The organism is Myxococcus stipitatus DSM 14675 (genome assembly GCF_000331735.1).
In the GTDB taxonomy this organism is placed as follows: domain Bacteria; phylum Myxococcota; class Myxococcia; order Myxococcales; family Myxococcaceae; genus Myxococcus; species Myxococcus stipitatus.
Map to the genome: position 1 here is coordinate 10,094,141 of NC_020126.1, position 26,459 is coordinate 10,120,599.

Annotated in this window: 15 protein-coding genes, 1 pseudogene and 3 CRISPR repeat arrays (1 of these 19 cut by a window edge); all 16 genes and pseudogenes read right to left on the bottom strand. The window is 67.6% G+C overall.

What is annotated here, in order from left to right; all coding sequences use genetic code 11:
* Window positions 1-1,555: a CRISPR direct-repeat array (repeat unit 36 nt; unit sequence GTGCTCAACGCCTTCCGGCATCACGGCGAGCCACGG); it begins 5 nt to the left of the window's first position.
* A 141-nt stretch (window positions 1,556-1,696) separates the two neighbouring features.
* Window positions 1,697-2,777 (bottom strand): annotated as a pseudogene (locus MYSTI_RS39295) (IS5 family transposase).
* 80 nt (window positions 2,778-2,857) lie between these two features.
* Window positions 2,858-4,267: a CRISPR direct-repeat array (repeat unit 36 nt; unit sequence GTGCTCAACGCCTTCCGGCATCACGGCGAGCCACGG).
* A gap of 252 nt (window positions 4,268-4,519) precedes the next feature.
* Window positions 4,520-4,813 (bottom strand): CRISPR-associated endonuclease Cas2, encoded by a 294-nt coding sequence (gene cas2, locus MYSTI_RS39300; protein WP_015353449.1) that lies wholly within the window; start codon window positions 4,811-4,813, stop codon window positions 4,520-4,522.
* A gap of 3 nt (window positions 4,814-4,816) precedes the next feature.
* The gene (locus MYSTI_RS39305; protein ID WP_233278104.1) at window positions 4,817-6,457 is read right to left on the bottom strand and encodes a type I-MYXAN CRISPR-associated endonuclease Cas4/Cas1; all 1,641 of its coding nucleotides are present in this window, start codon (window positions 6,455-6,457) and stop codon (window positions 4,817-4,819) included.
* 124 nt (window positions 6,458-6,581) lie between these two features.
* A complete protein-coding gene (cas5, locus tag MYSTI_RS39310) occupies window positions 6,582-7,313 on the bottom strand; it encodes a type I-MYXAN CRISPR-associated protein Cas5/Cmx5/DevS (protein ID WP_015353451.1) in 732 nt (243 codons plus the stop codon).
* Window positions 7,314-8,219, bottom strand: coding sequence for a CRISPR-associated fruiting body developmental protein R (locus tag MYSTI_RS39315; RefSeq protein ID WP_015353452.1), 906 nt, complete (start codon window positions 8,217-8,219; stop codon window positions 7,314-7,316).
* A 29-nt stretch (window positions 8,220-8,248) separates the two neighbouring features.
* Window positions 8,249-9,928: a type I-MYXAN CRISPR-associated protein Cmx8 gene (cmx8, locus tag MYSTI_RS39320; RefSeq protein WP_015353453.1), complete on the bottom strand. Its 1,680-nt coding sequence runs from the start codon at window positions 9,926-9,928 to the stop codon at window positions 8,249-8,251.
* On the bottom strand, window positions 9,925-12,237 hold the full coding sequence (gene cas3, locus MYSTI_RS39325) for a CRISPR-associated helicase Cas3' (protein WP_015353454.1): 2,313 nt from the start codon (window positions 12,235-12,237) through the stop codon (window positions 9,925-9,927). The genes cmx8 and cas3 overlap by 4 nt, the downstream gene beginning before the upstream one ends.
* Complete coding sequence (gene cas6 / locus MYSTI_RS39330) at window positions 12,234-12,857, bottom strand: type I-MYXAN CRISPR-associated protein Cas6/Cmx6 (protein WP_233278105.1); 624 nt, start codon at window positions 12,855-12,857, stop codon at window positions 12,234-12,236. The genes cas3 and cas6 overlap by 4 nt, the downstream gene beginning before the upstream one ends.
* 153 nt (window positions 12,858-13,010) lie before the next feature.
* Entirely contained in the window at window positions 13,011-14,093 is a 1,083-nt protein-coding gene (cmr6, locus tag MYSTI_RS39335) for a type III-B CRISPR module RAMP protein Cmr6 (protein WP_015353456.1), read from the bottom strand.
* Window positions 14,083-14,505: a type III-B CRISPR module-associated protein Cmr5 gene (cmr5, locus tag MYSTI_RS39340; protein WP_015353457.1), complete on the bottom strand. Its 423-nt coding sequence runs from the start codon at window positions 14,503-14,505 to the stop codon at window positions 14,083-14,085. The genes cmr6 and cmr5 overlap by 11 nt, the downstream gene beginning before the upstream one ends.
* A complete protein-coding gene (cmr4, locus tag MYSTI_RS39345) occupies window positions 14,502-15,437 on the bottom strand; it encodes a type III-B CRISPR module RAMP protein Cmr4 (RefSeq protein ID WP_015353458.1) in 936 nt (311 codons plus the stop codon). Before cmr4 ends, cmr5 begins: the two co-directional genes overlap by 4 nt.
* Window positions 15,438-15,440: 3 nt before the next feature.
* On the bottom strand, window positions 15,441-16,661 hold the full coding sequence (locus MYSTI_RS39350; protein ID WP_015353459.1) for a type III-B CRISPR module-associated Cmr3 family protein: 1,221 nt from the start codon (window positions 16,659-16,661) through the stop codon (window positions 15,441-15,443).
* A complete protein-coding gene (gene cas10, locus MYSTI_RS39355; RefSeq protein ID WP_015353460.1) occupies window positions 16,658-18,499 on the bottom strand; it encodes a type III-B CRISPR-associated protein Cas10/Cmr2 in 1,842 nt (613 codons plus the stop codon). Before cas10 ends, MYSTI_RS39350 begins: the two co-directional genes overlap by 4 nt.
* A 3-nt stretch (window positions 18,500-18,502) precedes the next feature.
* Window positions 18,503-19,906, bottom strand: a complete 1,404-nt coding sequence (locus MYSTI_RS39360; protein ID WP_015353461.1) for an RAMP superfamily CRISPR-associated protein — start codon at window positions 19,904-19,906, stop codon at window positions 18,503-18,505.
* 555 nt (window positions 19,907-20,461) lie between these two features.
* A CRISPR array of direct repeats spans window positions 20,462-21,944; the repeat unit is 37 nt; unit sequence AGTGCTCAACGCCTTCCGGCATCACGGCGAGCGGCGG.
* A 425-nt stretch (window positions 21,945-22,369) separates the two neighbouring features.
* Window positions 22,370-23,206, bottom strand: a complete 837-nt coding sequence (locus tag MYSTI_RS39365) for an SWIM zinc finger family protein (RefSeq protein ID WP_233278106.1) — start codon at window positions 23,204-23,206, stop codon at window positions 22,370-22,372.
* Window positions 23,207-23,328: 122 nt separating this feature from the next.
* On the bottom strand, window positions 23,329-26,310 hold the full coding sequence (locus MYSTI_RS39370; protein ID WP_015353464.1) for a DEAD/DEAH box helicase: 2,982 nt from the start codon (window positions 26,308-26,310) through the stop codon (window positions 23,329-23,331).
* Window positions 26,311-26,459 lie beyond the last annotated feature (149 nt).

Below are 26,459 nucleotides of genomic sequence, written 5' to 3' on the forward strand. Positions count from 1 at the left end.
CAACGCCTTCCGGCATCACGACGAGCCACGGACGCCAACATCGACTTCACCCTCTCTCACCAGTTTTGCTCAACGCCTCCCGGCGTCACGGCGAGCCACGGAGCTCCAGCTCGCTGCCGTTGCCTTCATCGCGGAGTCGTACTCAACGCCTTCCGGCATCACGGCGAGCCACGGAGCGCCTGGGCGGGCGCGCGGGCCCCGAGCGCAACAAGGAGTGCTCAACGCCTTCCGGCATCACGACGAGCCACGGACGGCGTGGGCGTGCTCACGCCGCGCGGGGTGGTGCTCAACGCCTTCCGGCATCACGGCGAGCCACGGGCCATTCCCAGGCGCTGCGCGAGCGCCTCCCGCTCGTGCTCAACGCCTTCCGGCATCACGGCGAGCCACGGATCGGCCGCTTCGACGAAGCTGGTGGGCATCCTGGGTGCTCAACGCCTTCCGGCATCACGGCGAGCCACGGTACAAGGTGAAGGGCGAGGGTGAAGGGAAGTAGGAGGTGCTCAACGCCTTCCGGCATCACGGCGAGCCACGGTCTCAAACGGCTCAAACTGCACGGCGGCTGGAGCTAAGTGCTCAACGCCTTCCGGCATCACGGCGAGCCACGGTGTCCCAGCGCTCCATGAGGATGGGGACCCGCTTGTGCTCAACGCCTTCCGGCATCACGGCGAGCCACGGAGCATGATTATCAAGAAGGCGAAAATCGGGGTCATTGTGCTCAACGCCTTCCGGCATCACGGCGAGCCACGGCCTGCCTCCCCCGCATGGGTTCCCAGCACCTGCAGGTGCTCAACGCCTTCCGGCATCACGGCGAGCCACGGGGGAGCAGTGCAGGCGCGCCGCAGCCTCGTCAATGGGTGCTCAACGCCTTCCGGCATCACGGCGAGCCACGGATGATCTTGTCGTGAAGACCTTCAAGGCCGAGATTCTGTGCTCAACGCCTTCCGGCATCACGGCGAGCCACGGGTGGCCATTCGGCTCCAAGACGACGCCACCGCTCCCATGTGCTCAACGCCTTCCGGCATCACGGCGAGCCACGGTCTCCTCACTCGGGCCAGTCCACTCCTACGACAGCGTGCTCAACGCCTTCCGGCATCACGGCGAGCCACGGTGGCCCCCGCGTCGTGGGCGTCCGCAGAAGCAGGCATGCCCAGGTGCTCAACGCCTTCCGGCATCACGGCGAGCCACGGCGTAGCAGAAGGCCCAGAATTGGAGCGGGTCGTCCGCCTCGTGCTCAACGCCTTCCGGCATCACGGCGAGCCACGGCAGACGGCCCGCGAGCTGCGCGACAAGGGCACCACGTGCTCAACGCCTTCCGGCATCACGGCGAGCCACGGTCGAGCGATTGCGGGCCGCAATCTTGGACCTGGCGACAGGGTGCTCAACGCATTCCGGCATCACGGCGAGCCACGGGTTGAAGTCCGTGAGGGATGCCATCGCCACGTGGCTCGGGTGCTCAACGCCTTCCGTCATCACGGCGAGCCACGGTGACGAGAAACCCAGGGTGCCCGTTGGCAAACCAGTGCTCAACGCCTTCCGGCATCACGGCGAGCCACGGGTACTTCCTTTCGACAGAACGTCGAATCTTGGGCTAGCAGGGTGTTGAAGAAGCCCGGTTTGAAGGCATGAGACCGGGCCTCTCCGTGCCCTTCGTTCTCAACCTTGTCATCCAAGCGAGGCGGAGGGCGAAGGGCGCCTATTATGCGGCAACCAGCCGCGCCATCCGCACCAGGTTGTACGCGGCGCCTACCAGGTAGGCCGCCAGTTCCGTCCGCTCCCTGCCTTTGAAGCGCGTCTTACGGAAGCCGCCCACCGTCTTCATCCAGCCCCAGACTTCTTCGATTCGTTTCCGTATCCGCTGGCTGAGGGCGTATCCGGCAGGCCTCGTCGTTCGCCTGTCGATGGCCGAGCGCCGTCGAGTATCCGTCGTCTGCGCAATGTGAGGCGTCACTCCCATGCGCCGGCAGTCCGCGACGAAGTCCGCCGTGTCGTAGCCCTTGTCCGCCCCCACCGAAGCGCGCGCGTTTCGGGACTTCAGCCCCTCGAGCATCATCACCGCCGCGTCGCGCTCGGCGAAGCCATTCGCCGGCATCACCGCGAGGTCCACGAGCAGCCCGTTGCGATTCTCCATGACGCCATTGAGGCTGTAGGCCAGCCGCGCCTCCTTGCCGTTGCCCTTGCGCGCAAGCGTTGCCTCCGGGTCCGTTGTCGAGGCGTGCGTCGCGTTGCCCCTCTTCTGCCCGTGGAAGTCACCGTCGGGTTGCCCTTGTCGTCGGGCGGCTCCTTCTTCTCGTCCTTCGGGCGGAACGACTTCAGGGATGCCCAGGCCTCAATCAGGCTGCCATCCACGCTGAAGTGCTCGCTGCTGGTCAGCCCCGCGCTTGCGCCTGACTCATCACCGCCAGGAAGAATCTCCGGGCGACGTCGTGCTCCAGGAGCCGGTCCCGGTTCTGCGAGAAGGTGCTGTGGTCGAAGGAGGCGTCCTCCATCCCCATGTCGAGGAACCACCGGAAGAGGAGGTTGTAGTCGAGCTGCTCGCAGAAGAGCCGCTCGCTTCTCACCGAGTAGAACGCCATGAGCAAGCAGGACTTCAGCAACTGCTCCGGCGGGATGCTCGGCCGGCCGGTGTCGCTGTACATCGCATCAAACGTCGGCGAGAGCGCCGCCAGCGCGGCGTCCGCCATGTCCTTCACCCTGCGCAGCGGATGGGCCGCCGGGACTCGGTCTCCCGGCGTCCTCAAGCTGAACAGCGTCGTCTGCTGCTTGGGCCGTCCGCGCATCGCTGCCTCCGATGCGCGGAGGACACCACGTCACAGTGCGGGGTGTCGATCCCTCGGAGGGGTTTCTCAACACCCTGCTAGTGCTCAACGCCTTCCGGCATCACGGCGAGCCACGGTCGACGCTGATGCGGAAGCGTGCGCCGACTTCGAGAGTGCTCAACGCCTTCCGGCATCACGGCGAGCCACGGTCAGGGGTGTGTCGAAGCTCCTGGGAACCAACATGTGCTCAACGCCTTCCGGCATCACGGCGAGCCACGGTCGTGACGGGGTTGGAAGCATCGCTCAACAACGTTGGGTGCTCAACGCCTTCCGGCATCACGGCGAGCCACGGATTAGGATAACCAGTAGACCTCTTAGGGTTCCTCTTAGGTGCTCAACGCCTTCCGGCATCACGGCGAGCCACGGCGGTGCGCCTCCGCGCCCTTGGCCTCGCACGTGAAGTGCTCAACGCCTTCCGGCATCACGGCGAGCCACGGGATTGCACTCGCTCTTCCCGGAGCTCCTGTCGCAGGGTGCTCAACGCCTTCCGGCATCACGGCGAGCCACGGGCCGCGCCGAGTGGTTGGCCGCGCACGTGGGCTGGTGCTCAACGCCTTCCGGCATCACGGCGAGCCACGGTAGACTATGGACGAGAGAGTGACCTGGGACGAGTATTTGTGCTCAACGCCTTCCGGCATCACGGCGAGCCACGGTTCTCATTTGGTGTCACACCATCAGAGAGCGGGCCTCGTGCTCAACGCCTTCCGGCATCACGGCGAGCCACGGTTGGGTTTTGGGTTCCTACGTTGACCAGTCTTGAAGTTGGTGCTCAACGCCTTCCGGCATCACGGCGAGCCACGGCGTTGGCGCCCGTGCCGTTGCGCGAGACGCCCTGGTGCTCAACGCCTTCCGGCATCACGGCGAGCCACGGCCGTTGAACCCTGAAGGTCATCATGCCTCTCCACGAGTGCTCAACGCCTTCCGGCATCACGGCGAGCCACGGTTCAAACTGCTAGATCCCAAAGGTAAGCGAAAACTGTGCTCAACGCCTTCCGGCATCACGGCGAGCCACGGGTGGGTGGTGCTGGAACTGATTCGACGTATTGTGCTCAACGCCTTCCGGCATCACGGCGAGCCACGGTGCCCACCGAGGTGGAGTCCAACCCGATGGCCGTCACCTCGTGCTCAACGCCTTCCGGCATCACGGCGAGCCACGGTGAGCGTACGCATGCAGAGAAGCACCGACTGCCAGGGTGCTCAACGCCTTCCGGCATCACGGCGAGCCACGGCTGCTGCGCGGCGGCACGTCCTGCGGCATCATCACCGCGTGCTCAACGCCTTCCGGCATCACGGCGAGCCACGGTGCTCCCGATCCCGTTCGAGACGTTCCCGCCCCAGCTCTACGGGTGCTCAACGCCTTCCGGCATCACGGCGAGCCACGGTGGGACCTTTTGTACTATGAGTCATGGCTTTCTGTGCTCAACGCCTTCCGGCATCACGGCGAGCCACGGAGCCCCGCTCAATTCGCAAGGAACTCCAGCCACTTACGTCCCCCCTTTTCAAGCACCCCCACCCTACGAACCATCTCCCGCATCCTCCACGCGTCCTCGCCTCGCCAACCGCCTGAAATCCCAAGGCTTTTACCCATTCAAGCACCTATTCACCTGTCAAAGAGCACTCAACCCCGCGTCGGACCTCAGCTTTTCACCCGATTCCGCGTGAAACCCTCTCCGCCAGGCGCAGGTGCATGAATGTCCAGCGCCTCACAGCACGCGGAACGGCGGTGGCTCCTCCGGCCAGTCCTCCCCGGGGTTGATAGCCCGCACCCGCTCCACACAGCCACCGCACAACCCAATCACCAACAAGGTATCCACGGGGTCCATCCGCCGTGCCAGCTCCCACCGGAGCTGCTCCCGGTCCCGGTCCGTCAACAAGCACCGGAACACGGAGAGCTGCAACCACTCCCCGTACCCCTTCAACAACGCATACACCTTGCGCCATCGCTTCGGGTCCCGGATGTCATAGGTAATCAAGTACCACCGCCTCGGCTCGGCCATGGCTCACCTCAGGCGGAACGTCGCGAACAGCCCCGGCGTCCCCGTCCACTCCTTCTCCAGGAGCCGCACCTCCAGCTCCACCAGGCGCGCATAGCTGAGTGAGTACCCCAGGACGTTGTGCTTCCACGTCTCCCGCTTCCGTCGCTCATACAGCTCAATCGCCTTCGCGCGCCCCACCTTGCTGAGCCTGTCGGACGTCACCTCGAAGTCCGCCTCCGCATCCCATGCCCGACGGTTCAACGACGCCACCAGCGGCATGTCCGCCAGGGGCACACGGAACTGCTCCATCACATCCAATCCCAGCGGCCCCGCCGAGTTCCTCGGCTGATGAAAGCACCCAAACGCCACATCCAGCCCCACCGAACGAATCGCGGCCTCCACCTCGCGGTGCACCAACCCATACAAAAACCCGAGGACCGCATTGAACCTGTCCCGCGGAGGACGCCGGTTCCGCCCATCGAAGCGCAGCCGAGGATCCACATCATCCCCCAGCAGATACGGCAGCGCCCCGAAGTAGCGCGCGGCCCCGGCCCCCTCCAAGCCCGGCAGCACGTCGAGTGACGCCGCCTCCGCGCAGCCAGGCAACAGCGCACTCAAATCACGCACCGCCGACCCCATCACCTCGCGAGCCGCCACATCCCCACGAGAAGCTCGCAGCAGGAACCGGAGCTGCCCCTCCAGCTTCGCGGCCACCAGCCGCCGAGCCAACCCCAGGCACACAGCCTCCTGGCGCAACGCCTCGAACTGGCGCAGCCGCCGCTGCACATTTCCACCCCCTCCACCAAGTCCCCCCAGGTAACGCCCTCCCGAGGTGAACCAGTGCACACCCACGTCCCTCTCCACGCAGAGCGCCAACACCTGCGAGCTGACCTGCACCGCGCCATGCGAGACCAGCGCCGACACCGTCCGCACAGGGAGCCGCACGGGCTCGCCCTCCCCTTCAGGCGGCGTCACCACCAACTCATCGGAGGCCCGCCCCACCCGACTCCCCGCCGTCGTCACATGCAGGACCTGTCGAACATCATCCTCCGGAAACAACCGAGGCCGCTCCGCTCCACTCCCTATCCGCTCCTCCTCCGGCAGGCACACCGGTGCCAAAGAGCAGCGAGCACACTTGCGCTCCTCCGTCGTCACGGGAGGGCGCATCCCCGAGGCACGCAAGAGCCGAGCCCGAGCAACCGCCGCCACCACGTCCTGGCGAAGCCGCTCATCCAATGGAAAGCAAACCGTCGTATCTGTCTGGTGATAACGGACCCGGCACTCCACCTCGGTCCCCGGAAAACACTCCTCCACCAACAGCGCATACGCCCCGACTTGAAGCCGATCTCCCGGCCACGCCTCCGGTCCACCTTCCCCAGACGCATGTCGACCGCGCTTGTGCTCATGAACCACCAAGGTCCCCGCGCGCTCGCGCACGGCATCGACCTTGCCATGCAGGCCCAACACCTCGCTGGAGACCTCCACCTCCACCCGCTCGCCCTCTTGCTCCAGCCGCGCATGCAGGCGTCTGCCGGCGAAGATGGCCGCATCCGCCACCCGCACCTCCTCGACTTCCTCCAGGTAGAACAGCCGCTCGCAGTACGCGAGCGCATGCAGCGAATGGACACGCAGCGTCGGCTCGACCACAACAGGTCGAGGACTCATGGTTTCAGGACTCATGGAACCGCCCCCCAATGAAAGGCTCCCGCCTCAGAAAATAACAGACACAACTGGAGTGAGCGCAATTCCAGACTCTCGATTCCCACTGCAGCGCTCTACCCTTTCCCTTTCAATGAACCGAATCCACCGCACCAACCCGAGCCCGTGGGGACCCGGGTGTCCAGTTCCACGCGGACTCAGGGGGCTCGAGCGTCGGAACCTCCAGCGGGGCCATCAACTCGCGACGCGTGCGGCTTGAATCCTCGCGGTCAATCCCCACGGTCATCCGATACGACCCTGCCCGAGTCTCCTCCCCCGGCTCCAGCCGCGAGTACCAATAAGCCAGCGGAGGAGCCGCCAACACCTCCACCGAGTCGAACAAGAGGTTGTTGTCCCCAGCGAAGGGCAGTCCATACCGGCCTCCACTCCCCGCGCCACGAAGCCCCAAGCGAACCGCCTCCAGCAGGCCCGTCTCCGCGCACTCCACGCCGATGACAGCCCGCAGGTCCACGAGCAGCTCGCGACGCACGGGGACAATCCAGTGCTTCGCCCCATGGGTACGAGCCTTGAGCGTCTTGCCGTAGGGCCCCACCGGATATGTGTGCAGTTGCTGATAGAGACTGGCCAGCTCCGGTGGAGCCCCCACGCGCCCCACCGCGATCCGCAGGCAAGGCACGTCCTCACGCATGCGCGTCGTCGCCTCGCCTGACGACGCCCTCCGAGTCTCCACGCCCGCGAGGTTCAGGACCAACCCATGCGCGGCGGACGGAGGCATGAAGGGCGCGGAGGAGCGATACACCCCCGCCTGAAGCGCGCGGTACGCGGCGAACGGCGCCCTGACGAACAGCCATAGCCGTTCCATCTACGCCTCCGCGAAGGCCACCGTGGCCAGCTGCTCCAGCATCCCCTGGGCGTTGTCGTGCAGACTCGCCCCCTTCGACTCCAGCGCCGCGCGCTCCTCGGGTTTCATCCGCCGGACCAGCTCACCCCCAAGCCAGAACTCGCGGGCGTCCAGGTCCGCGCGAGCCCCCGTCAGCCGGGCCAACTCCGGGAATGCGCCCTCCTTGTCGAAGCCGTAGCTGTCATACCCCGACACCAGAGAGGGCGTCAGCCGCGCAACGACGCTGCGCGGAGCCATCTCGAAGAGGCTGCGAGCATGGCCACCCGCCACTCCCGACAACTCACCCAAGGCCTTGAGCAGCGCCGAAGCCCAGCGCTTGCCCTGCTTCACGACCAGACAGTCCGCCACGGCCAACGCGAAGGGATACTGGTACGCGGTATAGGTCACCTCCCGGTGGAGCAGCGCGGAGGTCGGAGCGTTCTTCCACGGACTCTTCCCGGCATTGAGCGGCGACTGATGGAAGGTGGCATCGAAGCGGTAGGCCTCGAGCGCCACAGCCAGGTTCATGCGCAGCACGCTGTCGCGCTTCGATGGCCGGTTTCCATGCTTCTTCGCGGTCTTCGGGTCGGCGACCATGAACCCGAAGAGGAAGTCATCGGCGAACTTCTCCGCGTTGGGGAAGTCCTTGTACTCGACGGCGAGCTGGTCCTCGTCATGGAGGCGCCGCCGGTTCATGGGCAGACCGTACTTCGTCAGGATTTCGCGCAACGCATTGCGCATGGACTCGGGGCTGATGACGGTGTGCTCGGCGCCACCGGCCCGTGAAATCTTCTGGAGGACGGTGCGGTTCTCCTCGCTCTCTCCCCGGTAGTTGGAGCTGGGAGCGGCATAGGTCAGGACCGTGGCGAACAGGTTCTTGTGCGACATGGGAGACTCCTCGATGAAATGGGAAGAGGTCAGGCGTTCGCTGAGAGCGCCAACAGGGTCAACGTCTTCATGTCTTCGTGCTGCGTCTGCAGGGCCTGCGACAGACGGACGAACTGGTCCACGGGCAGGTGCTGAGGGACCGAGCACAGCGTTCCAGCGAAGTACGCGATGAAGTCCTGCCCCGAACGGCTGCGCACGGCGAGAAACGCATCCCGGGCCACGACCTCCTTCTTCTCGTTGTAGGTCTTCTTCAGCGACGGGTCATCCTTGACGGCGTCCCACCGAAGCTTGTGTTTGCGCTCCAACTTGACGAGCACGTAGTGCCGAGCCACCTGGAACACGAGCTGCTCCAGGCTCGGCGCGGACGGAGAAGATGCGTTCGAGTCCATGTGCATATGCCTTTCCAGGGAAAGCCGAGCGTCCTGGCGGAAGGCCATGGCGCCGAGAGTGACTTCGTGAGGCGAGGTGGCGAAGACGCGGTCGAAGCCCGCGTACCAGGGCCGCTGTTTGACGAGATTGAGCAGGCAGGTGCGTCGAAACAGGGCATCCTTCAACGAGCCCTGGAGTGCCGCATACGCGTCCACCATCTCCACCTCGGGCTCGAAGCGCGAGGCGCCATGGGTGCGGACGTTGTTGCCGTCCTTGCCCAGGTGGAAGACGTCGTATCCCCACACCAACGAGCTGTAGGCGAGCGCGCCCTCGGCCTTCGAGAGCCTCCGCCGGAGGAGTTGTCCGGTCATCAGCGCGGACTCGACCGCCAGGTCGACCATGGACTCCTGGGGTCGGAAGCCGCGCAGCGCGGTGCCTCGGCCCAGGAGCGCCCGGGGGAGGACCTCGCAGAACGTGCGCAGCCGAGCGACGTCGGGAATGGCCAGCGCATAGCCACGGGGATCCGAGAGAACCCGCCGCTCCTTCACCACGAGCGTCCGCGGCACATAGACCTGCGTGACATAGGGCCAGAAGTGCAGGAGGAACGCCGTGCGTGGCAGGTCCTCGAAGGAGACACCCTCCGCGTTGTGCTCCATCGCCCCCAGCAGCTCCGTGCTGGAGAGCGAGACGGAGGCGCGCCTGCGCTTCGCGGTGAGGAGTTTCCAGGCCTTCGCGGCATCGGACGTGGACTCACCCAGCGCTCGGGAGATGAAGGGCCCTCTCGTCGTGGGTACACCCCGCAGCGTGCTCCACAACATGTCGCGCCACAGCTTCACCCAGTGCCCCGTCCGGTCCGACGCGGTCGGGTCCATCGACAACAAGAGCCCCGCTCGAGGCACGGGGACTTCGTAGATGAAGTACCGCTCGCGCCGAGTCTCTCCCTTCTTGTCCCGGACGACCTTCACGTCCTCGCGGAGCGGGCGCGCTCCGTCTCGGGGCTTCTTCTCCCACTTCTCCTCCAGACGGGCCGCGTAGAGCTCATCGAAGAGGCGTTGCAGGCCCCTCGGGTCCAACTCCACGCGGGCGCTGGCGTCATCCAGCCGCGCGAGTCGCGCCGTGCCAGGCTTCGCGCCGGGAAGGCGCTCCAACCACCTGAGCATCAACACGAGCCCGGCCAGCCCCGCGCGATGCTGTGCTGTGGGCAACTCCGCGAGCTGATAGTCCAGCACCAGCGGCGCGGTCCGTTCAGGGGACGCATCATTCCGGCTTCGCGGGGAGCCACGCGCGGAGGGAGGTGCCTTCGTGCGAGGACTGCGGCGGGAGGTAGCGCGAGTCTTCATGACACGGTCTCCTCGGACTGGAAGCCCAGCCATGGGTGGTAGCGAGACGCCTCGGCGACGCCCAAGTGAGCGGGAAGCCAGGCCGGACGCGAGGCCTCGCCGAGGACACTGGAGCGCGGCACGGAGACGATGAGCCCATCCCACGGCTTCCGAGCCACCTGGAGCGCGTGGGCCCGGGGCAGGTCTTCATCGAGGAGGCACGGCCGTGCGAAGTCGTCCGAGTCGCGGAAGGAGCCGGGCGTCGCGAAGTACCCCGCGTCGATGAAGCGCGAGCCCCCCGACGCATCCCTCTCTCCGCGCGCGTGACGCTCCAGCGCCTCCGCGAGCCGTCGCTGGCTCACGTCCCCAGAGCCCAACGCGTCAAGCAACATCGAGGCTCGAGTCAGGTCCTCCGTGTCATACGGAGCAGCCCTCTCGGGCGCATAGGTCACCAGCCGGGCCCGGAACTCGAGTCCCCGCGACAAGTGCCGGTTGGCGCGTCCGAAGCGCTGAATCAGCGCGGTGACGGGAGCCAGTTCGGAGATGAGGACATCCGCGTCCAGGTCCAGACTCATCTCGCAGACCTGGGTGGTGACGGCGATGATGGGCTGCGGGGACGCTCGGAAGGCATCCACCGTGCGCAGGTGAGCCACGTGTCTGTCTTCCAGCCGGAATCGACTGTGGTAGCAGAGCACATCCACCCCGAGCGCCTCACGCAGCCTCCGCGCCAGGGACTGACAGCGGCCCACCTGGTTGACCACCCACAGAACACGCCGCGTTTGGAGGAAGGACTCGACGGCGACGTTGAACGCGGCGGTTTCATCCTCCACGGCGGTCAGTCGGTAGCGAGGGTGTGACTCGCTCCGCTCCAGGTCCTCCAGACCGCGGCGGTCCGCCTCGGAGGGGTATACACGCAGCCCGGCGCGCTCCAGTTCCGCGCGACGCGAGGCCGGCAACGTGGCGGTCATGCACAGCACGGGCAGGTCGAATGCTCGAAGGAAACCGACCAGCGAATCGAACATGTGCCGGTCGAAGCTGTGCACCTCATCGATGATGAGCGCGCTGTCGGCGAGCACCGGCAGGAGGCAGGTGCTCGCGTAGCCGTGCTCCAGGAAGGCGAGGAACTGGTCCACGGTGGCGCTGAAGTAGCGCTTGGACCAGAGGCCCAGCGCGAAGAGCCGCGCGGTGGTTTCGTCCTGTGAGACCTGTCCCGCGGTGCACTCTTCCGGATTGCTCCGCATTGCCTCCAGCTCGTAGCGCGCGGTGCCATGAACGAGCGCGGAGTCGACACCCGGTGCCCAGCTCACGTAGTCCTTGAACCCCTGCGTGGCGGTCCCTCGAGTGGGGTACAGGAAGATGACGCGCCCCAGCTCTCGCTCTCGAAGCTGGGCCTCGGCCCACTTCCACGCCGCCAGCGTCTTTCCCGAGCCGCAGGCCGCGAGAAGCAACGCACGCGCCCCAAGGCCGCCTGCCCTCCGTTGGAATTCACGGAGCTCGAAGCCCGGAATGCGCGCGGCCTTCAGGTCGAGGATGTCGCGAGCGAGATCCTCCGGAAGAAGGCGAGGCTTGCGGGTGATGTCCTCCAGCCAGGCGAGGATGGGATGCCCCTCGCGAACGAGCCCGGAGGCCGCGGCATCCGCCGCGATGAGCCCCGCCTTCACCGCGAGCAGCAGAGAGCGCCGCTGAGGCTCCTCGTGGACACGCGACGCGAACGCGCGAGCGGATTGAATGCCATGTTGATACGCGGAGCTCCATGGCGCCTGGGGTCCCCACGGAACACATGGGAGCGAGGGGGCCGGCCCCAGCCCCGCGACCTCCGAGACCCGGCGCAACACCGCTCGCACCTCTGGATGGTCCAGGTGCAGCGAGAGCCGCGCGACGGGGCCCCGGTGCTGGCACCAGCGATGAGGCCCGGGCCCCTCGGCGGCCTTGAAGTGATGGCACAACACCGCGGCGGTGAGCACATCGACATCAAGCGACGCGGACCCGAGGAGCCACTGCTGGACCTCGGGCAGATGCAGGAGCAACGCCGAGAGGTGCTCGTGGCGAAGTGTTTGGAGGGTGGCGTGCCGCGACTGCACCGCCTGGAGGAAGTCCGCGTTGGCCTTGCCCAGGTCATGGAAGAGACACGCCAGACGCAGATGGAGCACGAAGCGCTCCGAGTCCTCTGGAGCCACGCGAAAGAAGCGGCGGAAGTTGCAAGACAGGCGCCGCTCGGCCGCGAACAGGGCGACAGCGGCGGCCTCGGTATCGAGCAGATGCGCTTCGAGCGACACGGGCGCAACTCCCGCCCGTGCGCTCTTGGCGAGGAGGCGGGAGGGGGCGTTCACGCGAAGCACTCCGCTTGTGTGTCCTCGATGCGTGGCCCCGCGGTGACCCGCAGACGCGTGGGCAGGAAGAGTCCGCAGCCCATGTGACGCCGGCCGCCGAGCCCGTGCTCCTGGATGAGCAGGGACGCGCGCGCGGACAGGTGGCTCAGCGTGAGGGCATATCCGATGACCTTCTTCCCCGCGATGGCCAGCACGCGTCTGCGGCCCACATGCACCGTCGCTTCGCACTCCAGCTCCGCGAGGGCTCTCTGCACGGACGCACGAAACGTCGCGTCGTCAATGGCGTGTTTGAAGGTGACAAGCCGCGAGGAGAGCGACACGGGTGCATCCAACGGAAAAACGCGAGGAGCCCCCAGGGTGACCTCACCATCGGACACGGCGAGCGCCGCGCCGTTGAGTGGCAAGAACAGCGGCAGCGCCTCCGTGGGGCAGCGGATGCGCAGCGTCCCATGGCCCACGTGAAGTGACTTCCCACGCGCCTGGGTGCCGCGCAGGTTGAAGATTCCGACATCCTTGCGCTCGTGCAATCCCGGAAGCCGGTGAGAGAGCGCGGAGAACAGGACATAGCCATGGTCCAGCGGAACCCCGCCGCCACGCGCGGGGAAGACAAGGTCAATCATAGACATATTAGCCCTCAAATCATCGCGGCGACCACCACCGCTCTTGTTTCCCTGCAAGGAGATTCTCACCCTCGCCTTCACCGACCCGGATGCCGCGCAGGAGGTGCTCTTCGAGGCCCTCCTCTCCGGGCCCCCCGACGATTCCTCAACACCTCAGTGATTGCCCGTCGAAGGGGCGAGCAGTCGCACAAGCAAGTCATCACGGCGCTCCAGGAGTTTGGGGTTCTTCTTCACCAACGTGCGCATCGCCTGAGCACATTCCTCGCGAGCCCCGAGCGGTAACGTGGACAACCGCCGCAGCCACTCCGACTCGAAGTCCTCGAGGACCTTGCGCTGCTCCGTCTTCGCCTCGCGCTGCGCGTCCAGCCACGTCGTGAACTCATCCCGCACCGGCGAAGGTCGAGACACCGCACGAGGGGGACTGACCACCACCTCACCCTCGGGAGTCAGCCGCCCGTACCCTGCAGACGTCTTGCCCCCCACACCACACTGGCTCAATGCCTCACAGAGCCGGTCCGTGGCCCAGCGCAGCAACGTGACGGACTCCGCATCCGCACCCGGGGCCACGCTCAACGCCAGGAGGAAACGCCCCTCGGGCCGGACCGACAGGAAGGCCACGGGGTTTGGAGAGTCGTAGTCATTCGGCCAGGCCGTGGCGTCGCCGTACCAGGTCTTCTGATGCACGGTCAGCACGTCGCGCGCCAGCATCAGCGGAGTCTTCTCCTCCTCCTTCTTGACGGGAGACGCCACCCAGAGCGCATCGTGGAAGAGGACCTCTCCCGCGGTCGCGCCCTGTCCCGTGAGCCTGTCTCCTGGCACACCGAACAGCCTGCGACACGCGACCTCCACCTCGGCGGGCTCGAAGGCCGCGCGCAGGTAGGCCGCCAGCACGCCCTTCAGCGAGGAGCCCGGAATCACCGGCACGCCCCACGTGTGGTGCAGCGTCAATCCCACGCCCGTGGGCGAGGCATTCCCATGGCCCACGAGAAGGCGGCTCGCCGCTCGCACCGTGACGGAGGCGGTGTGCCACTGCCGAAGGGACTCGCGCCAGCGGGAGAAGGCCACGGCGTAGTCGCGAGGGACACGGGCCTCCTCCATCCACTGCAACCACTTGCGCCAAGGAGACTCCTTCTCTTCGAGGTCATCCTTCTCCGGAGCGTAACGCTCATGGGCCAGCCCCGCGTGCGAGGGGCCATCCTCGAGCGATTGCGAAAGTCCTCTCAAGTCATTGCGCACGAGTCGGCTCCGAGTCCTTGAACGTGGCCTGCACCGCGCGGCGGAACCACACCACCAGCCGCAGCGTCTCGCGCGTGGCCAGCATGTATTCCTCCAGCTTCAATTCCCTCACGGCGTCCGGCAGAGGCATCGTGGCCAACCGCTTCTTCAGTTCGGGGATGGGCGCATTCTCGAGCGACTTCGCGAGGTCTCTCAACAGCCACTTCGCGGCGTTCGTCTCCAGCGGCGCTTGCTCGTCCGCCTTCTTCTCCCGCTCCAGGAACGTGAGCGCCGCAGCCAACCCATCCCGAAGGACCGATGCACCCAATCCATGCACGCGTGGCTTGTAGTCCGCGCGAATCCCCTGAGGGACGGCCCTCACGCACTGATACGCATGAATCGCCCGAAGCTGCTCTCGCGTCTGGCCGTTCATCGCCGCCCCTCCGAACCACCGCTCTGCCACGACAGGAGCCGGCACCAGCCACGCCCCACCGTCGCCTTGCCACCGAGCTGCAACATCGTCCCGGGCCCGCCCAGGGCCTCGGAGAGCACCTCACCCGCCTCCAGCTTGCGCTCGGGATGCCAGGCCCGCGTGGCGGCCATCACACCCATCAGCAGCGTCTCCGCGGGCAGGCTCTCCTCGGTCCAGAGCTGTCCCTGTGCGGCGGTGCCCGTCTCGGGGTTGATGCTCACGCGGGTGTCCACCTGCGTCGCTGTCTCCCAGAGGAAGGACATCGTCTCGTCGTCCACGAGCACCAGCCGGCGCATGAGCATGTCGCGCTCATCCGAGGGAAGCGCGCGACCGAGCACCTCGGCCCAGGAGGCGAGCACGGTGTCGTCCTTGTTCTCCACCTCCAGGTCCAGGTCCTCCAGGTAGACCCGAGGCTGGCCATCGTGGCGATAGAGACAGGCGCTGTTCTTCAGCGAGGCGACACGCGCCTGGTACTTCGCAAGTGGGGCCACCGGTCCCGGCACCTCGCCGCCACCCATGCGACCGCCCCAGTCCCGACGGGCGAGCGCCAGCAGCAGCGGCGACGTCACCATCGCGAACGTGCCCACGAAGCCGCGCACGGGGAGCGCGAGCAGTCGCGCATCCCCCACCACCAGCGCCCCCGCGTACTCACCAGGCTGGTCCCCTTCAGGACCCGGCTTCTCGCGCCGAGGCCCGAAGATGGCATCACTCCGCGCCTTGTCCGAGTCGTGCTTGCGCGAGTCACGCAGCACGCCCTTGAGCGAAGAGCCGGGAACGATGGGGATGCCCGTGGCGCGCATCCGCATCAACGGCAGGTCGATGACTCCCACACTCTGACCTGTCCCCACGTGCAGGGGCGACAGGGCTTGCAGCAGATAGGCTCGGCTTTCCATGGCTCAGGCTCCAGACGCAGGGGGCGGTGTCCAGACACCGGGCAGCACCTGCCCGAGCGCTTCCTCATGGCCGCCGCCCCACGAGGCCAGCCACAACGCGCGCAGCTCTTCCGCGGTGAAGTCCTCACCGCGCAGCTTCTCGAAGAAATAGACAGCGCCCGCGGGCACCCACCGCCGCGTCCGCCGAGGCTCCTTCTTCACCATGTCCCACGCGGACACGTCCTGAGCCCGAGGGACCAGCGCGGCCCGCAGCACCACCGGCCCCGAGACTTCGGGCAACGTGCCCACGTACACCGCGCCGTCCTGGTCGAAGCCGTCCGGGAGCCAGCCCCGCACGAAGCTCGCGGGCGTCGCCAACACCAACCGGAGCCCCTTCGTCCCCTTTGGCTGGAACTCCGGAGGGCAGGCGAACAGGTCTGGCGTCACAGGCTCCACGTTCGTCAGGCGCCTGCGTCCTCCCAGGCCCAACACGCCCGAAGGGAAGCCACGAACCGAATCTCGCGTCGGCTGCTCGCAGCACAGGCCTAGCGCCCACTCCACGGCACGCGGCGCGGTCTCTCCCTCGCGCTCCAGTCGCAGCAACTCCACGACCTGGCGCGAGTGCAGCATCGTGTCCTCCGCCGTCTGTCGGTCGGGGTGGATGGACACATGCACGTCCGTGCGTTGCTCGGGGCTGAGCTCTCTCGGGATGGCGACGGCGTGGCCCAAGAGCCAGCGGACCATCTCCGCCTCGGACCAGAAGCGAGGTGCCGAGGCGGGCTTTCCCTTCGAGGCCCGGCGCGGGTGCCACAGCCCCTCGCGAGCCGCGTCCTCATCGGGCCCCAAAGTGGTCGCGGCCCGCCCCATCGCGGGACGCCGAGGCAGCAGCTGCTCCACCCGCCCGACAGCCCCCCTCTCGCCCCCCACCAACACCGCATCGGCGGGGAACGGCCACATCCGGTGACCTTGTTTGAACGGAGACTCGGCCAAGGAGCGCCGCAGGGCAACGAAGCGCGTCAGCTTCACGCCGGCCGAGCGCTGTTCCCACTCCTCGGGCGTCATCCTCACGCCAGGCTGAGTGGTCATGAGGTCCTGCCCCCAAGCGGCGCGCAGAGCTCCCCTCACCGTCGTGGGCAACGGCCACGGATGGGAGTAGCCCCGCCCCACCTCACTCGTGTACCAGCCGCGCCCGTCCTTCACGGACAACCCGTCGCGAGGCAGCAGTACGAAGCATTCCTGACTCATCCCTCACCACCCTTCCTGGGCTCCAACTTCCGACCGGCGCGCTCCAACGTCTCCGCCACGAGCACTCGAGACACCCACTCCTGAAGCTTCGCGTGAGCCTTTCGCCCATCCGACGTCGACAGGTCCTCCAGTCCCACGTCAGCGAGTGACATGGGGTCCTCCCGCCGCCCCGCTTCGGCTCGCGACAGGATGCGCCGCACCTCGTCCACGAGAACTTCCGCCTGTTCCTTCGAGTGCGAGTCCGCGACGTCCGCGGCGAATCGGCGCGACATCGCCTCGACCTCGTGCACCTTGCTCAAAGGCAGACGGCCGGAGGACAGCAACGTCATGTCCTGTGCGAGCCGCCCCACGGGCTCGACGGGATTCACCCAGCTCGAGGTCCACAGTCGCTCACGGCCCGCGTGTTTCGCCAGGAGGATGGCCAGCGCGTTGCGTCCCGCGTTCTTCGCGGCCTTCTCCGCCTGCCGCCCCAGATTCAAGAGCTGACCCAGGCTCTCCAGCACATGGCCAATCCCAAGTCCCACCGAGAGCGTCGGCAGCTCCTTGACGGCGCCGTTGATGGCGGGCTTCAGGTGGCGCTGAAATGCAGACGCCAGCTCGCGGGCACACGCGACGGCATCCGGCGGACACACGAAGGCGAGCACATCGTCACCGCCCGCGTAGACGAGCATCCCTCGGAACCGGGACTGAACGATGTCCTTCGCCTCCGAAGTGAAGTTCGCGAGCGCCCTGGAGACGCCCCGGTGAGCCTCGATGCCTCCGTGGACCGCGAGCTCGCGCAGGGCCTGCCCCATGTTGTCGCCGTCCGCGCAGAGACACGCCACATAGGGATAGGGCGCGACACCCATGACATCGAGCAGCGGTTGAACGGCGCCCGCCGCGAAGCGCTCGGCCTCGAGCTGGACGCTCTTGCGGTCTCCCCCGTCGCTCCACTCCTCGAAGCAGGGCAGCACTCGCTCGGGAAGAAGGACCTGTCCGTCGAAGGGGAAGGCGTTGACCCACGACAGGTCCGTCCGATGGACCTTGGTGAACCCGCCATCCGCGCAGGCCCCACGAAGGTTGGAGAGCTCCCGGTTGTGCTCCTTGCTCGCCGTCTCCAGCCATGCCGCCAGCCCGATGCTCGGCACGGGGACGAACTGCCCCGGGTCTCCCCCCGCGCGCTTGAGCAAGCCGAGCGCATCCAGTTCCTCGCGCTCGCCGATTCGCAGCCCCTTCCACTCACCGCCCTTGGACCGCTTTCCGCGCAGCACCGAGGGTCGGCCGCCATCGAGGCTCGACTTGTGCGTGCCGGCGGGAGGCAGCTGCGTCCAAGCCTTGAACTCACGCAGCGCCCGGCGTGCCTCCAGCAGCGCCTCGGCCTCTTCGAGTGCCACCGCGTAACCACCTTCTCCTTGAGGCACCCAAGCCGCGTGAAACTCCAGGAAGGTCTCGAGCTGCTCGTTGGCCCAGGCGTCGGCGCCCTCGGCGAGCAGGCCCCCGCATTTGTGGCGCACCCGTTCCCAGGCCGCGAGCAAGGCGTCCCTCGCGGCCGTGCGTGCGGCCCTCGCGATGGACTCCGGGTCGCCTGTCAGGACGGCGAGCACCTTGTTGGGAAAACCCTTCGGAGTTTCGGCGTCCTCCTTCGCGACACACTCCGGTCCGGACGTCGGCCCCTGGAGCTGCTCCGGGTGAGGAAAGATGAGCTCGGCGCCTGATGCCTGGAGGGAGCGCGCCATCGCGCGACTCACGTGGGAGAGCAGATGGCTGCCGAACCAGAGGTCTCGCGTGCGGCGGGACTGGCTGATAAAGCCCTGCACGGGGCCCACCTTGAGGACAAGCACTTGGGATTGCGTTGCCATGACCTAGACCTCCCGCGCCTTTCGCGTGTCACTCAGCCAGGTGAAGAACACGTCGCGCAGCGACTTCGCGTCTCGCAAGCGTTTGAAAAGGGGCTTGTCGTCGCTGGCGTGAAGCGTGTCGAACGACGCGCGCGTCGCCTCGATGAGACGGTTCGACTGCACCATGACGACCTTGCCCCCCTGGGGATAGCCACGCTCGAGCCACAGCGCGATGGGCTCGAAGCGCCCGTTTGCGAGCGGCATCGCCTTGACGATGAGCGGAGAGGCGAGCCTGTCCCGAGCCTCCCGCTCCTGGTCCATGACCCACTGGAGCTGGACACCCTCGGGCTCGGCCGGTTTGTAGAACTCCTTGGCCGTGCCCCTCTTCTTTTGTTGGAAGTGGAAGACGATGGGCAACCCGAAACCCGCGCGAGGCCACGCGGGGCTCCGCGTGTACTGCTCACGAGGCGCATGCTCCTCGGGGTAGGCGCGCGGACCCGGCCTCGCGTGGTGGCGAATCTTGTCCGCCTCCGGCCAATTGGAGCGCCGCGCCCGCTTCTTGTCGTCGTCGGGAGCAGGGTTCCTCGGACGGTCATCGGGCGCGCCCGCGGTGCCCTGGCGAAAGTCACGCAGCCAGCCCAACGCCTGCAGCCAGGCTTCGTTGCCGATGGAGTGCGACTCACCGCGATGGCCGCGATAGAGCCGGGCACCTCGAAACAGCGGCAAGTCTCGCGGCTCGCCGGCGAGGTCGGGGCGCAGGAATGGCAGGTCACCAAAGAGGCGGCACAACTCGGCTCGGGACGCGTCCTTGGGCAGCCACGATTCGCGCTCCTTCGGGTCGACCAGTGTCACTGAGCCACAGCCCCTGCGAGTCCGCGAGCCGTAGCCGCCGAAGAGGACCCATGCGCGGAAGGCGTTGCGAACCTCCTGCATGAGCACGCCTTCTGGGGCGCGGACTTCGAGGGTGAACCGGAGGCCCGGGTTCCACCTCGGCGAGGGTGCGTCTCCGTCGCCATTTCGCGTGGGCCAGAGTGCGTAGAACGACGGTTCGCTCGGATGGATGGAAGCGAGGTCTGGGCTCGCATCGCTGACGCCACTCACACAGAGCGACACCAGAGAGCGCCGAGGCTCCTCCTTGCCCAGGCTCATCCCGCCCCACAGGTCTCGCTCACGTTTCGCGAAGTCGAGCCGGGATGCATCGCTGTAGGCATGGCCGTGGAGTGCGCGCCACCAGAAGCGCAGGTGGCCTCGCAGGGAGGGAGCGCGGATGACATCCACGGTGGGCAGCTGACGCGGAACGGGCGCGCCCCCGAGGATGGGCGTGACGGTCCTCAGCTCCAAGGAGAACGACTCCAGCTTCGGTCCACCCGGGAGGCGCAGAGGGCGCGGCGCGTCCTTGGATGGCGTGGGCAGGTTCAGCGGTGACATGGACTCACCTCGACTCCTCCTCGGCCCGCGTCGGCGGGGCAGTGATGACGGCAGGGGCGTGCGACGGCCTCACCGGGGAGGCCCTGGATATGACGGAGGACACGTCGTCGCGCGAGGCGGACAGAACCCTCGGGCTGGAAGGTCATTGAGCGACAACGCGCACGGAAAGCCGATGCCACCCCGATGGGATGGACAACGCGGGCATCTCGCGCCCGCGAATCGCCAGGCCCGAGGCTCTCGGGGGGGCACGCTCGATGAATGGAGGTTCGGTGTTCCACATGTCCACCGAGGAAGACGCCAACCGCGCGCGCATCCCTCGCGGCCTCGTGATTTTTCTTCGGGGTACCCGTCCGGACAGGAATGTGGCGACGGTGGCGTGGTGCGCTTCAAGTGGTTCGCGGTGGGCGACCATGCCCAAGGCAGCCACTACCCGTGGCGCGCATCAGGCGCGCTCGGCGACCGCGGATCCATCCAACACCGACGAATGCGCACACGCCCGCCGACATCAACCCTGTCGGTCCACGCGTTCCGTGAATGCATCGGCGAGATGACTGACGTGCTCAACGCCCTCCGGCATCACGGCGAGCGGCGGACGACGACCTCAACGGCAAGGTCCACTTCAAGGGGTGCTCAACGCCTTCGGGCATCACGGCGAACTGCGGCGTCAGGTGGCGAGGTGCCAATCGGTGCGCGCTCGTGCTCAACGCCTTCCGGCACCACGGCGAGCGGCGGTCGACCAGATGGGGGGATGGGTGAAGGCGGGGAAGAAGTGCTCAACACCTTCCGGCATCACGGCGAGCGGCGGTCACGTTCACGGCGGTGATCGCGGGCGCGATCCAGTGCTCAACGCCTTCCGGCATCACGGCGAGCGGCGGCGGACGAGCTCGTCATTCTCTCGGCTCGCCATCAGTGCTCAACGCCTTCCGGCATCACGGCGAGCGGCGGAGAGGAGGGTCCTGTGCGTCGACGATCTGGAGAAGCGTGCTCAACGCCTTCCGGCATCACGGCGAGCGGCGGGACCTGGAAACGGTGACGAAGTATCAGATTCCCCAAATGTGCTCAACGCCTTCCGGCATCACGGCGAGCGGCGGGATTGACACGAGCGACCTGGAGTTTCCCGAGTCACTGTGCTCAACGCCTTCCGGCATCACGGCGAGCGGCGGCCGGTCCAGGTGGAAGCCGCGCTGCGCGGCATCAAGAGTGCTCAACGCCTTCCGGCATCACGGCGAGCGGCGGCTCCGACCATTGCCATCACACCAATGCGACGCGCCTTCTCAGTGCTCAACGCCTTCCGGCATCACGGCGAGCGGCGGTTGGCCTGTAGAGAGAATTCGATTTGGGCCATATAGTGCTCAACGCCTTCCGGCATCACGGCGAGCGGCGGGTGTAACAATTCCTTTGTTACCATGTCGCCCGGAGATTTGTGCTCAACGCCTTCCGGCATCACGGCGAGCGGCGGGGACACATGACTGAAAAAGAAATGATAATGATTGCGTGTGCTCAACGCCTTCCGGCATCACGGCGAGCGGCGGCTCACCCCCTTCCGTAGCTCCACCGCTCGCTACAACTTGTGCTCAACGCCTTCCGGCATCACGGCGAGCGGCGGCGATCCCGTTCGAGACGTTCCCGCCCCAGCTCTACGGGTGCTCAACGCCTTCCGGCATCACGGCGAGCGGCGGTATTACAGTCCTGACGAAATCATTGGTTGAGACGGTGCTCAACGCCTTCCGGCATCACGGCGAGCGGCGGGCTCGAGCGGCAGGCGCTGGCAGTGGCGGGGCCGAGGAGTGCTCAACGCCTTCCGGCATCACGGCGAGCGGCGGGGATTTACAGGTAGCATCTCTCTGTATGGATACCTGGTGCTCAACGCCTTCCGGCATCATGGCGAGCGGCGGCCCAGGATTCCGAGGTCTAAGATGTCCAAGTATGAGTGCTCAACGCCTTCCGGCATCACGGCGAGCGGCGGCCACGGCTTGAAGGCCGTCGCCACGGCGATGAAGTAGTGCTCAACGCCTTCCGGCATCACGGCGAGCGGCGGAGCCGCCCTGGAATCTCGAACGATTCCGCCTGCTTGTCCCCCCTGTTTTCAAGCACCCCCACCCTCCTCGCAGCAACCCGCTCCCACTCCATCACCCACACTCCGCAACCCCTCGAAACTCCAACGCATTTCCCCATTCAAGCACCTATTCACCTGAAAAAGAGCCGCAACCCCGCGCCAGGATTCGGCATTTCACCTCGATTCCCCTCCCGAGCCTCCGCCACGCGGAGGTGCTTGAAAGTCCAACTCCAAACACTGTCACGCCCTCCACACCCCGCACACCCCTGGACGTCCGCATCCACCGCCCCCAGCAAGACGCCACCGCCGCGCACCGCCCTCGCGGCCACATGCGCTTCTCCCGCGGCCCCGTCGAAACCACCCGCGGCAAGGAACCGAAACCACCTGACCGCAACACTGGGCCCCACTCATCCCCCTCCCCGCTTCCTCGAACGCCTCCGCGTCCTCGTCGCGCCCACGTCCTCCACCAAGTCCCCAGGCTCCTGCAGCGCGATGCGCCGCGCCACCTCCGCCGCCGCGCGCACGTTCGGCGCCAGCACCTCCCCGGGCGAGTCCTCCGCCCCCCAAGAGCCTGGCGCCCCCAACTGTCGCAGCACCGCCCCAGGCACCACTGGCGCATCGAACGAGAAGCTCATCGTCGGCAGCGGCGCGCGCGGCTGGTCATAGTTCACCTCGGTCAGCTTCCCCGGCTTCACCCCCACCACCTCGGGCCGGGCACGAGCCTCTTGCGTCTTCGCCCGCTGTGTCGCCGGGCGCCGCGCACGCACCGCCTCTCCCCCGCGCGCGGCCCGCAGCGCCTCCAGCACCTGTGCCTTCGTCCTGCCGCGCAGCTCGAACAACAGGAACGGGTCACCGTCCAGCGCCTCACCCAACACATAGTGCGTGGCGGCCACGTGCTTGCACGGGTCTCCCCAGTCCGGACACGAGCAGCTCGTCGTCAGGTCCTTTCGGCTCTCGGGAAACAAGCTCACCCCCGCCGCGCGAAACACCGCGTCGATGTCCTGGGGCATCCTCCCATCCAGCAGCTCCGCGGCGTACCGCGCCTGCCCCGCCATCCCAGCGAGCGCCTTCTCCCAGACCGCCTCGCCAAACCGCCCCAACTTCAACGAGATGACATAGGGCCGAGGCCGTGAGCCCGTCACCTTCGCGGTGACCCCGCTCCCACCGACGACCAGGTCATGCGTCCGCCCCGCTCGCGCATACGTCCGTCCTCGAGCAAGCCGCCCCGAGTCTCCCCCCAACACGCGCTCGAGCGCCTCCAGCCAGGCCTGCCCCCACCACGTAGAGCCCGCCTTCTTTAACTTGATGCCGTGCTCGGGCGGCGGCCGCTTCGGCGCGGACTTCCAACCCCAACCATCCCAGCGGCTCATGACACCCCTCCCTTCCCGCGCGCCACGCCTCGAGGCTTCCGCCTCCGTGCCGGCTCCCCCTCCGCCTCTCCCTCGTCCGCGACGGCGCCCGAGGACAACGAAAACAGCTCCCGCAGCGCGGCCGTGTCCAGCTCCGTCACCCAATGCTCACCCGTGCCCACGACACGCTCAGCGAGCTGGCGCTTGCGCTCGAGCAGCACGTCTATCTTCTCCTCGACGGTGCCCGCGCACACCAGCTTGTGGACCTGCACCGCGCGCCGCTGTCCGATGCGGTACGCGCGGTCCGTGGCCTGGTCCTCGACAGCGGGGTTCCACCAGCGGTCGTAATGAAACACATGGCTCGCGGCCGTCAGGTTCAACCCCGTGCCACCAGCCTTGACGGACAGCACGAAGACGCGCGGCCCGTGGGGCTCGTCCTGGAAGCGCCGCACCAACTCATCGCGAGCCCTCTGAGACGTGCCGCCGTGCAGGAACACCACCTCGTGCCCCAGGTGCTCCGACAGGTGAGCCACCAGCTTGTCTCCCATCTCCCGGAACTGGGTGAAGACAAGCGCCTTGTCCCCCGCGGACAGCGCCTCCTCGAGCATCTCCGTCACACGCGCCAGCTTCCCCGAGCGCCCCGGCAGCGGCCCCGACTCACCGAGGTACTGCGCGGGGTGGTTCGCTATCTGCTTGGTGAACAGCAGCAGCGCGAGCACGCGGCCCCGCCGCTCGATGCCGTCGGACTCCTCGATGCGCCGCAGCTCCTCGTCCACCACCGCCTTGTAGAGCGAGGCCTGCTCACGGGTGAGCGTGCAGACGACCTTCATCTCGTTCTTCGCGGGCAGGTCCGAGATGATGGCCGGGTCGCTCTTGAGGCGGCGAAGGACGAACGGGCCGACGATTCGGCGCAGTCGCTGCGCGGCCTCGGGGTTGCCGTGTCGTTCGATGGGCAGCGCCAGCTCCCGCCGAAAGGTCTCCAGGGGCCCGAGCAGCCCCGGGTTGGCGAACTCGAGAATGGACCACAGCTCCGCGAGCCGGTTCTCCACCGGGGTGCCCGTGAGGGCGAAGCGCTCGCTGGAGCGCAGCGCCCGAGCCGCGCGAGCCGTGGCCGAGGCCGCGTTCTTGATGTTCTGCGCCTCGTCGAGCACCACGGTGGCCCAGTCCACGCGCGCGAGCAGCTCCGCGTCACGGCGCAGCAGGCCATAGGTGGTGAGCACGAGCGAGCCCGGCCCCTGGGGCATGTCCCCCACCGTGCGGGCGCGCTCGGCGCCGTAGTGGGGCGTCAGGCGCAGCGACGGCGCGAAGCGGGCCACCTCGCGCTCCCAGTTGCCCACCACGGAGGTGGGCGCCACCAACAGCGTGGGCCGGCTCTCGCGCGGCGACCGTTCGAGCCGCCGCAGCAGGAAGGCCAGAATCTGCACCGTCTTGCCCAGGCCCATATCGTCGGCGAGGCAGGCGCCAAGCCCCAGCGAGGCCAGCGTGTCCAACCAGTGCAGCCCCCGCGATTGATAGGGCCGCAGCGTGGCACGCAGGGAGAGGGGCGCGACCTGGGCGGTGGCGCCGCCCGAGCGCAGCCGGCCCAGGCGCTCCTCGAGCGCGCCGGTGGCCGTGACGGTGACGGGCAGCGAGCCATGGCGCGTCTCGCCGAGCAGGGCGACGCGCACCGCCTCGCGAGCCACCATCCGCCCGGGCCCTTCGGCCAGGTGGCGCTGGATGGCGTCGAGTTCGTGGGGATCCACCGCGACCCACTCACCTCGGAAGCGGACCAGGGGCGCCTTGCGCTCGGCGAGCAGCGCGAGCTCCTGGGCCGAGAGGGGCGTATCCCCCAGGACCGCGTCCCAATCCACGCGCAGCAGCGCGTCGAGCCCCAGCCCCGCGGAGCCCTCGACGACGCCGGCAGCCTTCGTGCTCGCGCCCACGCGCATGCGCAGGCGCAACCGACGCCGGCCCGAAGAGGTGAGCTCGCCAGGAAGGATGACTCCGAAGCCCGCGTCGGCGAGCACCCGCGCGCCCTCGGAGAGGAACGTCCATGCGGCATCGGGCTCGAGCAGGAGGGCATGGGGGCGCGGGCTCTCGAGCACGAGGCCGATGGGCGCGAAGAGCCGGGCGGCGCGAGCGAGCGCCTCGAGCAGAGACTCCTGGGGGGCACGGAAGGCGCGGCCCAGCTTCTCCAGGCGGTGCCCCCGGGTCTTCCAGACGTCGGTGGCGGACACGAGCAGGCTCGGGTCATCGGGGGCCTGGAGGTGGAAGCTCAGCGTGAAGGGCTCGCGGTCCGCCGTGGGGAGCTCGAGCCGGAAGCACGCGCGCAGTCTGTCCCTCGCGCCGAGCGCGGGTTCACTCCAGCGCTCCAACTCGTCCGCGACGAAGCGCTCGGCGAATCCCTCGGGGGCGAAGTCGCGGCGCGGCCCGGTGAGCGCCGCGCGCCAGCGCTCGTCCCAGGACGCCGGTCGACGGGATGCGGCGCGCGCGGGCAAGGTGGGCCCACCGCGCGCGGCACGGACGAAGGAGTCAACGGTCGCGTCGACGAAGGCGCGCAGCAGGGCCTCCGGGGCCCAGACAGAGGGGGCGCGCCCGGTGAGCACGGGGACCGCGTGCGCGGCGGCGGGCATGCTCCGGGCGAGCGCGACGAGGCGGCTGGAGTCCTCGGAGGCGGAGAGCGCCGCGGCCCAGCGCGCCTCCAGATGCGCGCTGGCGCGCACAAGCGTGGGCACCACGCGCTCGCGAGCGAGCAAGTCCAACGCCAGTTTGCTGGCGAGCGTCCAGGTGGCGAGCGAGCCCGGGAGCCCTTCGATGTCGGAGATGGACACCACCGCGAGTCGCTCGACGGTGGCGGCGAGCGGCAAACCGCGGCCCACGCACTCCCGCGGCCCGCCAGGAGTGACAAGCACCGCCGAGGCCCCCGTGCCCAGGCCTGTCAGCGAGGAGAGCGAGCGAGGGAGGGGCTCGGGTCCCCAGAGGAACAGCGTCTCGACGTCGGGCAGGAAGACGAGGGGCATCGGCCAGCGATCTAGTAGCCGAACCTCTCTCGGATGGGCGGGGAAAGAAGTGGCGAGGAGAAGGCCGAACACCACCGCCCGCTTCGTGGGGGACGAACAATGTCATCCATTCATCAGTGGCCCGAGCACCGCACCGAGCGCTCGCGGCG

Excerpts from the sequence above, each read along its gene's own strand:
- cas2 (WP_015353449.1), bottom strand. The coding sequence starts at position 4,813 with ATGGCCGAGCCGAGGCGGTGGTACTTGATTACCTATGACATCCGGGAC.
- MYSTI_RS39305 (WP_233278104.1), bottom strand. The coding sequence starts at position 6,457 with ATGAGTCCTCGACCTGTTGTGGTCGAGCCGACGCTGCGTGTCCATTCG.
- cas5 (WP_015353451.1), bottom strand. The coding sequence starts at position 7,313 with ATGGAACGGCTATGGCTGTTCGTCAGGGCGCCGTTCGCCGCGTACCGC.
- MYSTI_RS39315 (WP_015353452.1), bottom strand. The coding sequence starts at position 8,219 with ATGTCGCACAAGAACCTGTTCGCCACGGTCCTGACCTATGCCGCTCCC.
- cmx8 (WP_015353453.1), bottom strand. The coding sequence starts at position 9,928 with ATGAAGACTCGCGCTACCTCCCGCCGCAGTCCTCGCACGAAGGCACCT.
- cas6 (WP_233278105.1), bottom strand. The coding sequence starts at position 12,857 with ATGATTGACCTTGTCTTCCCCGCGCGTGGCGGCGGGGTTCCGCTGGAC.
- cmr5 (WP_015353457.1), bottom strand. The coding sequence starts at position 14,505 with ATGAACGGCCAGACGCGAGAGCAGCTTCGGGCGATTCATGCGTATCAG.
- cmr4 (WP_015353458.1), bottom strand. The coding sequence starts at position 15,437 with ATGGAAAGCCGAGCCTATCTGCTGCAAGCCCTGTCGCCCCTGCACGTG.
- MYSTI_RS39350 (WP_015353459.1), bottom strand. The coding sequence starts at position 16,661 with ATGAGTCAGGAATGCTTCGTACTGCTGCCTCGCGACGGGTTGTCCGTG.
- cas10 (WP_015353460.1), bottom strand. The coding sequence starts at position 18,499 with ATGGCAACGCAATCCCAAGTGCTTGTCCTCAAGGTGGGCCCCGTGCAG.
- MYSTI_RS39360 (WP_015353461.1), bottom strand. The coding sequence starts at position 19,906 with ATGTCACCGCTGAACCTGCCCACGCCATCCAAGGACGCGCCGCGCCCT.
- MYSTI_RS39370 (WP_015353464.1), bottom strand. The coding sequence starts at position 26,310 with ATGCCCCTCGTCTTCCTGCCCGACGTCGAGACGCTGTTCCTCTGGGGA.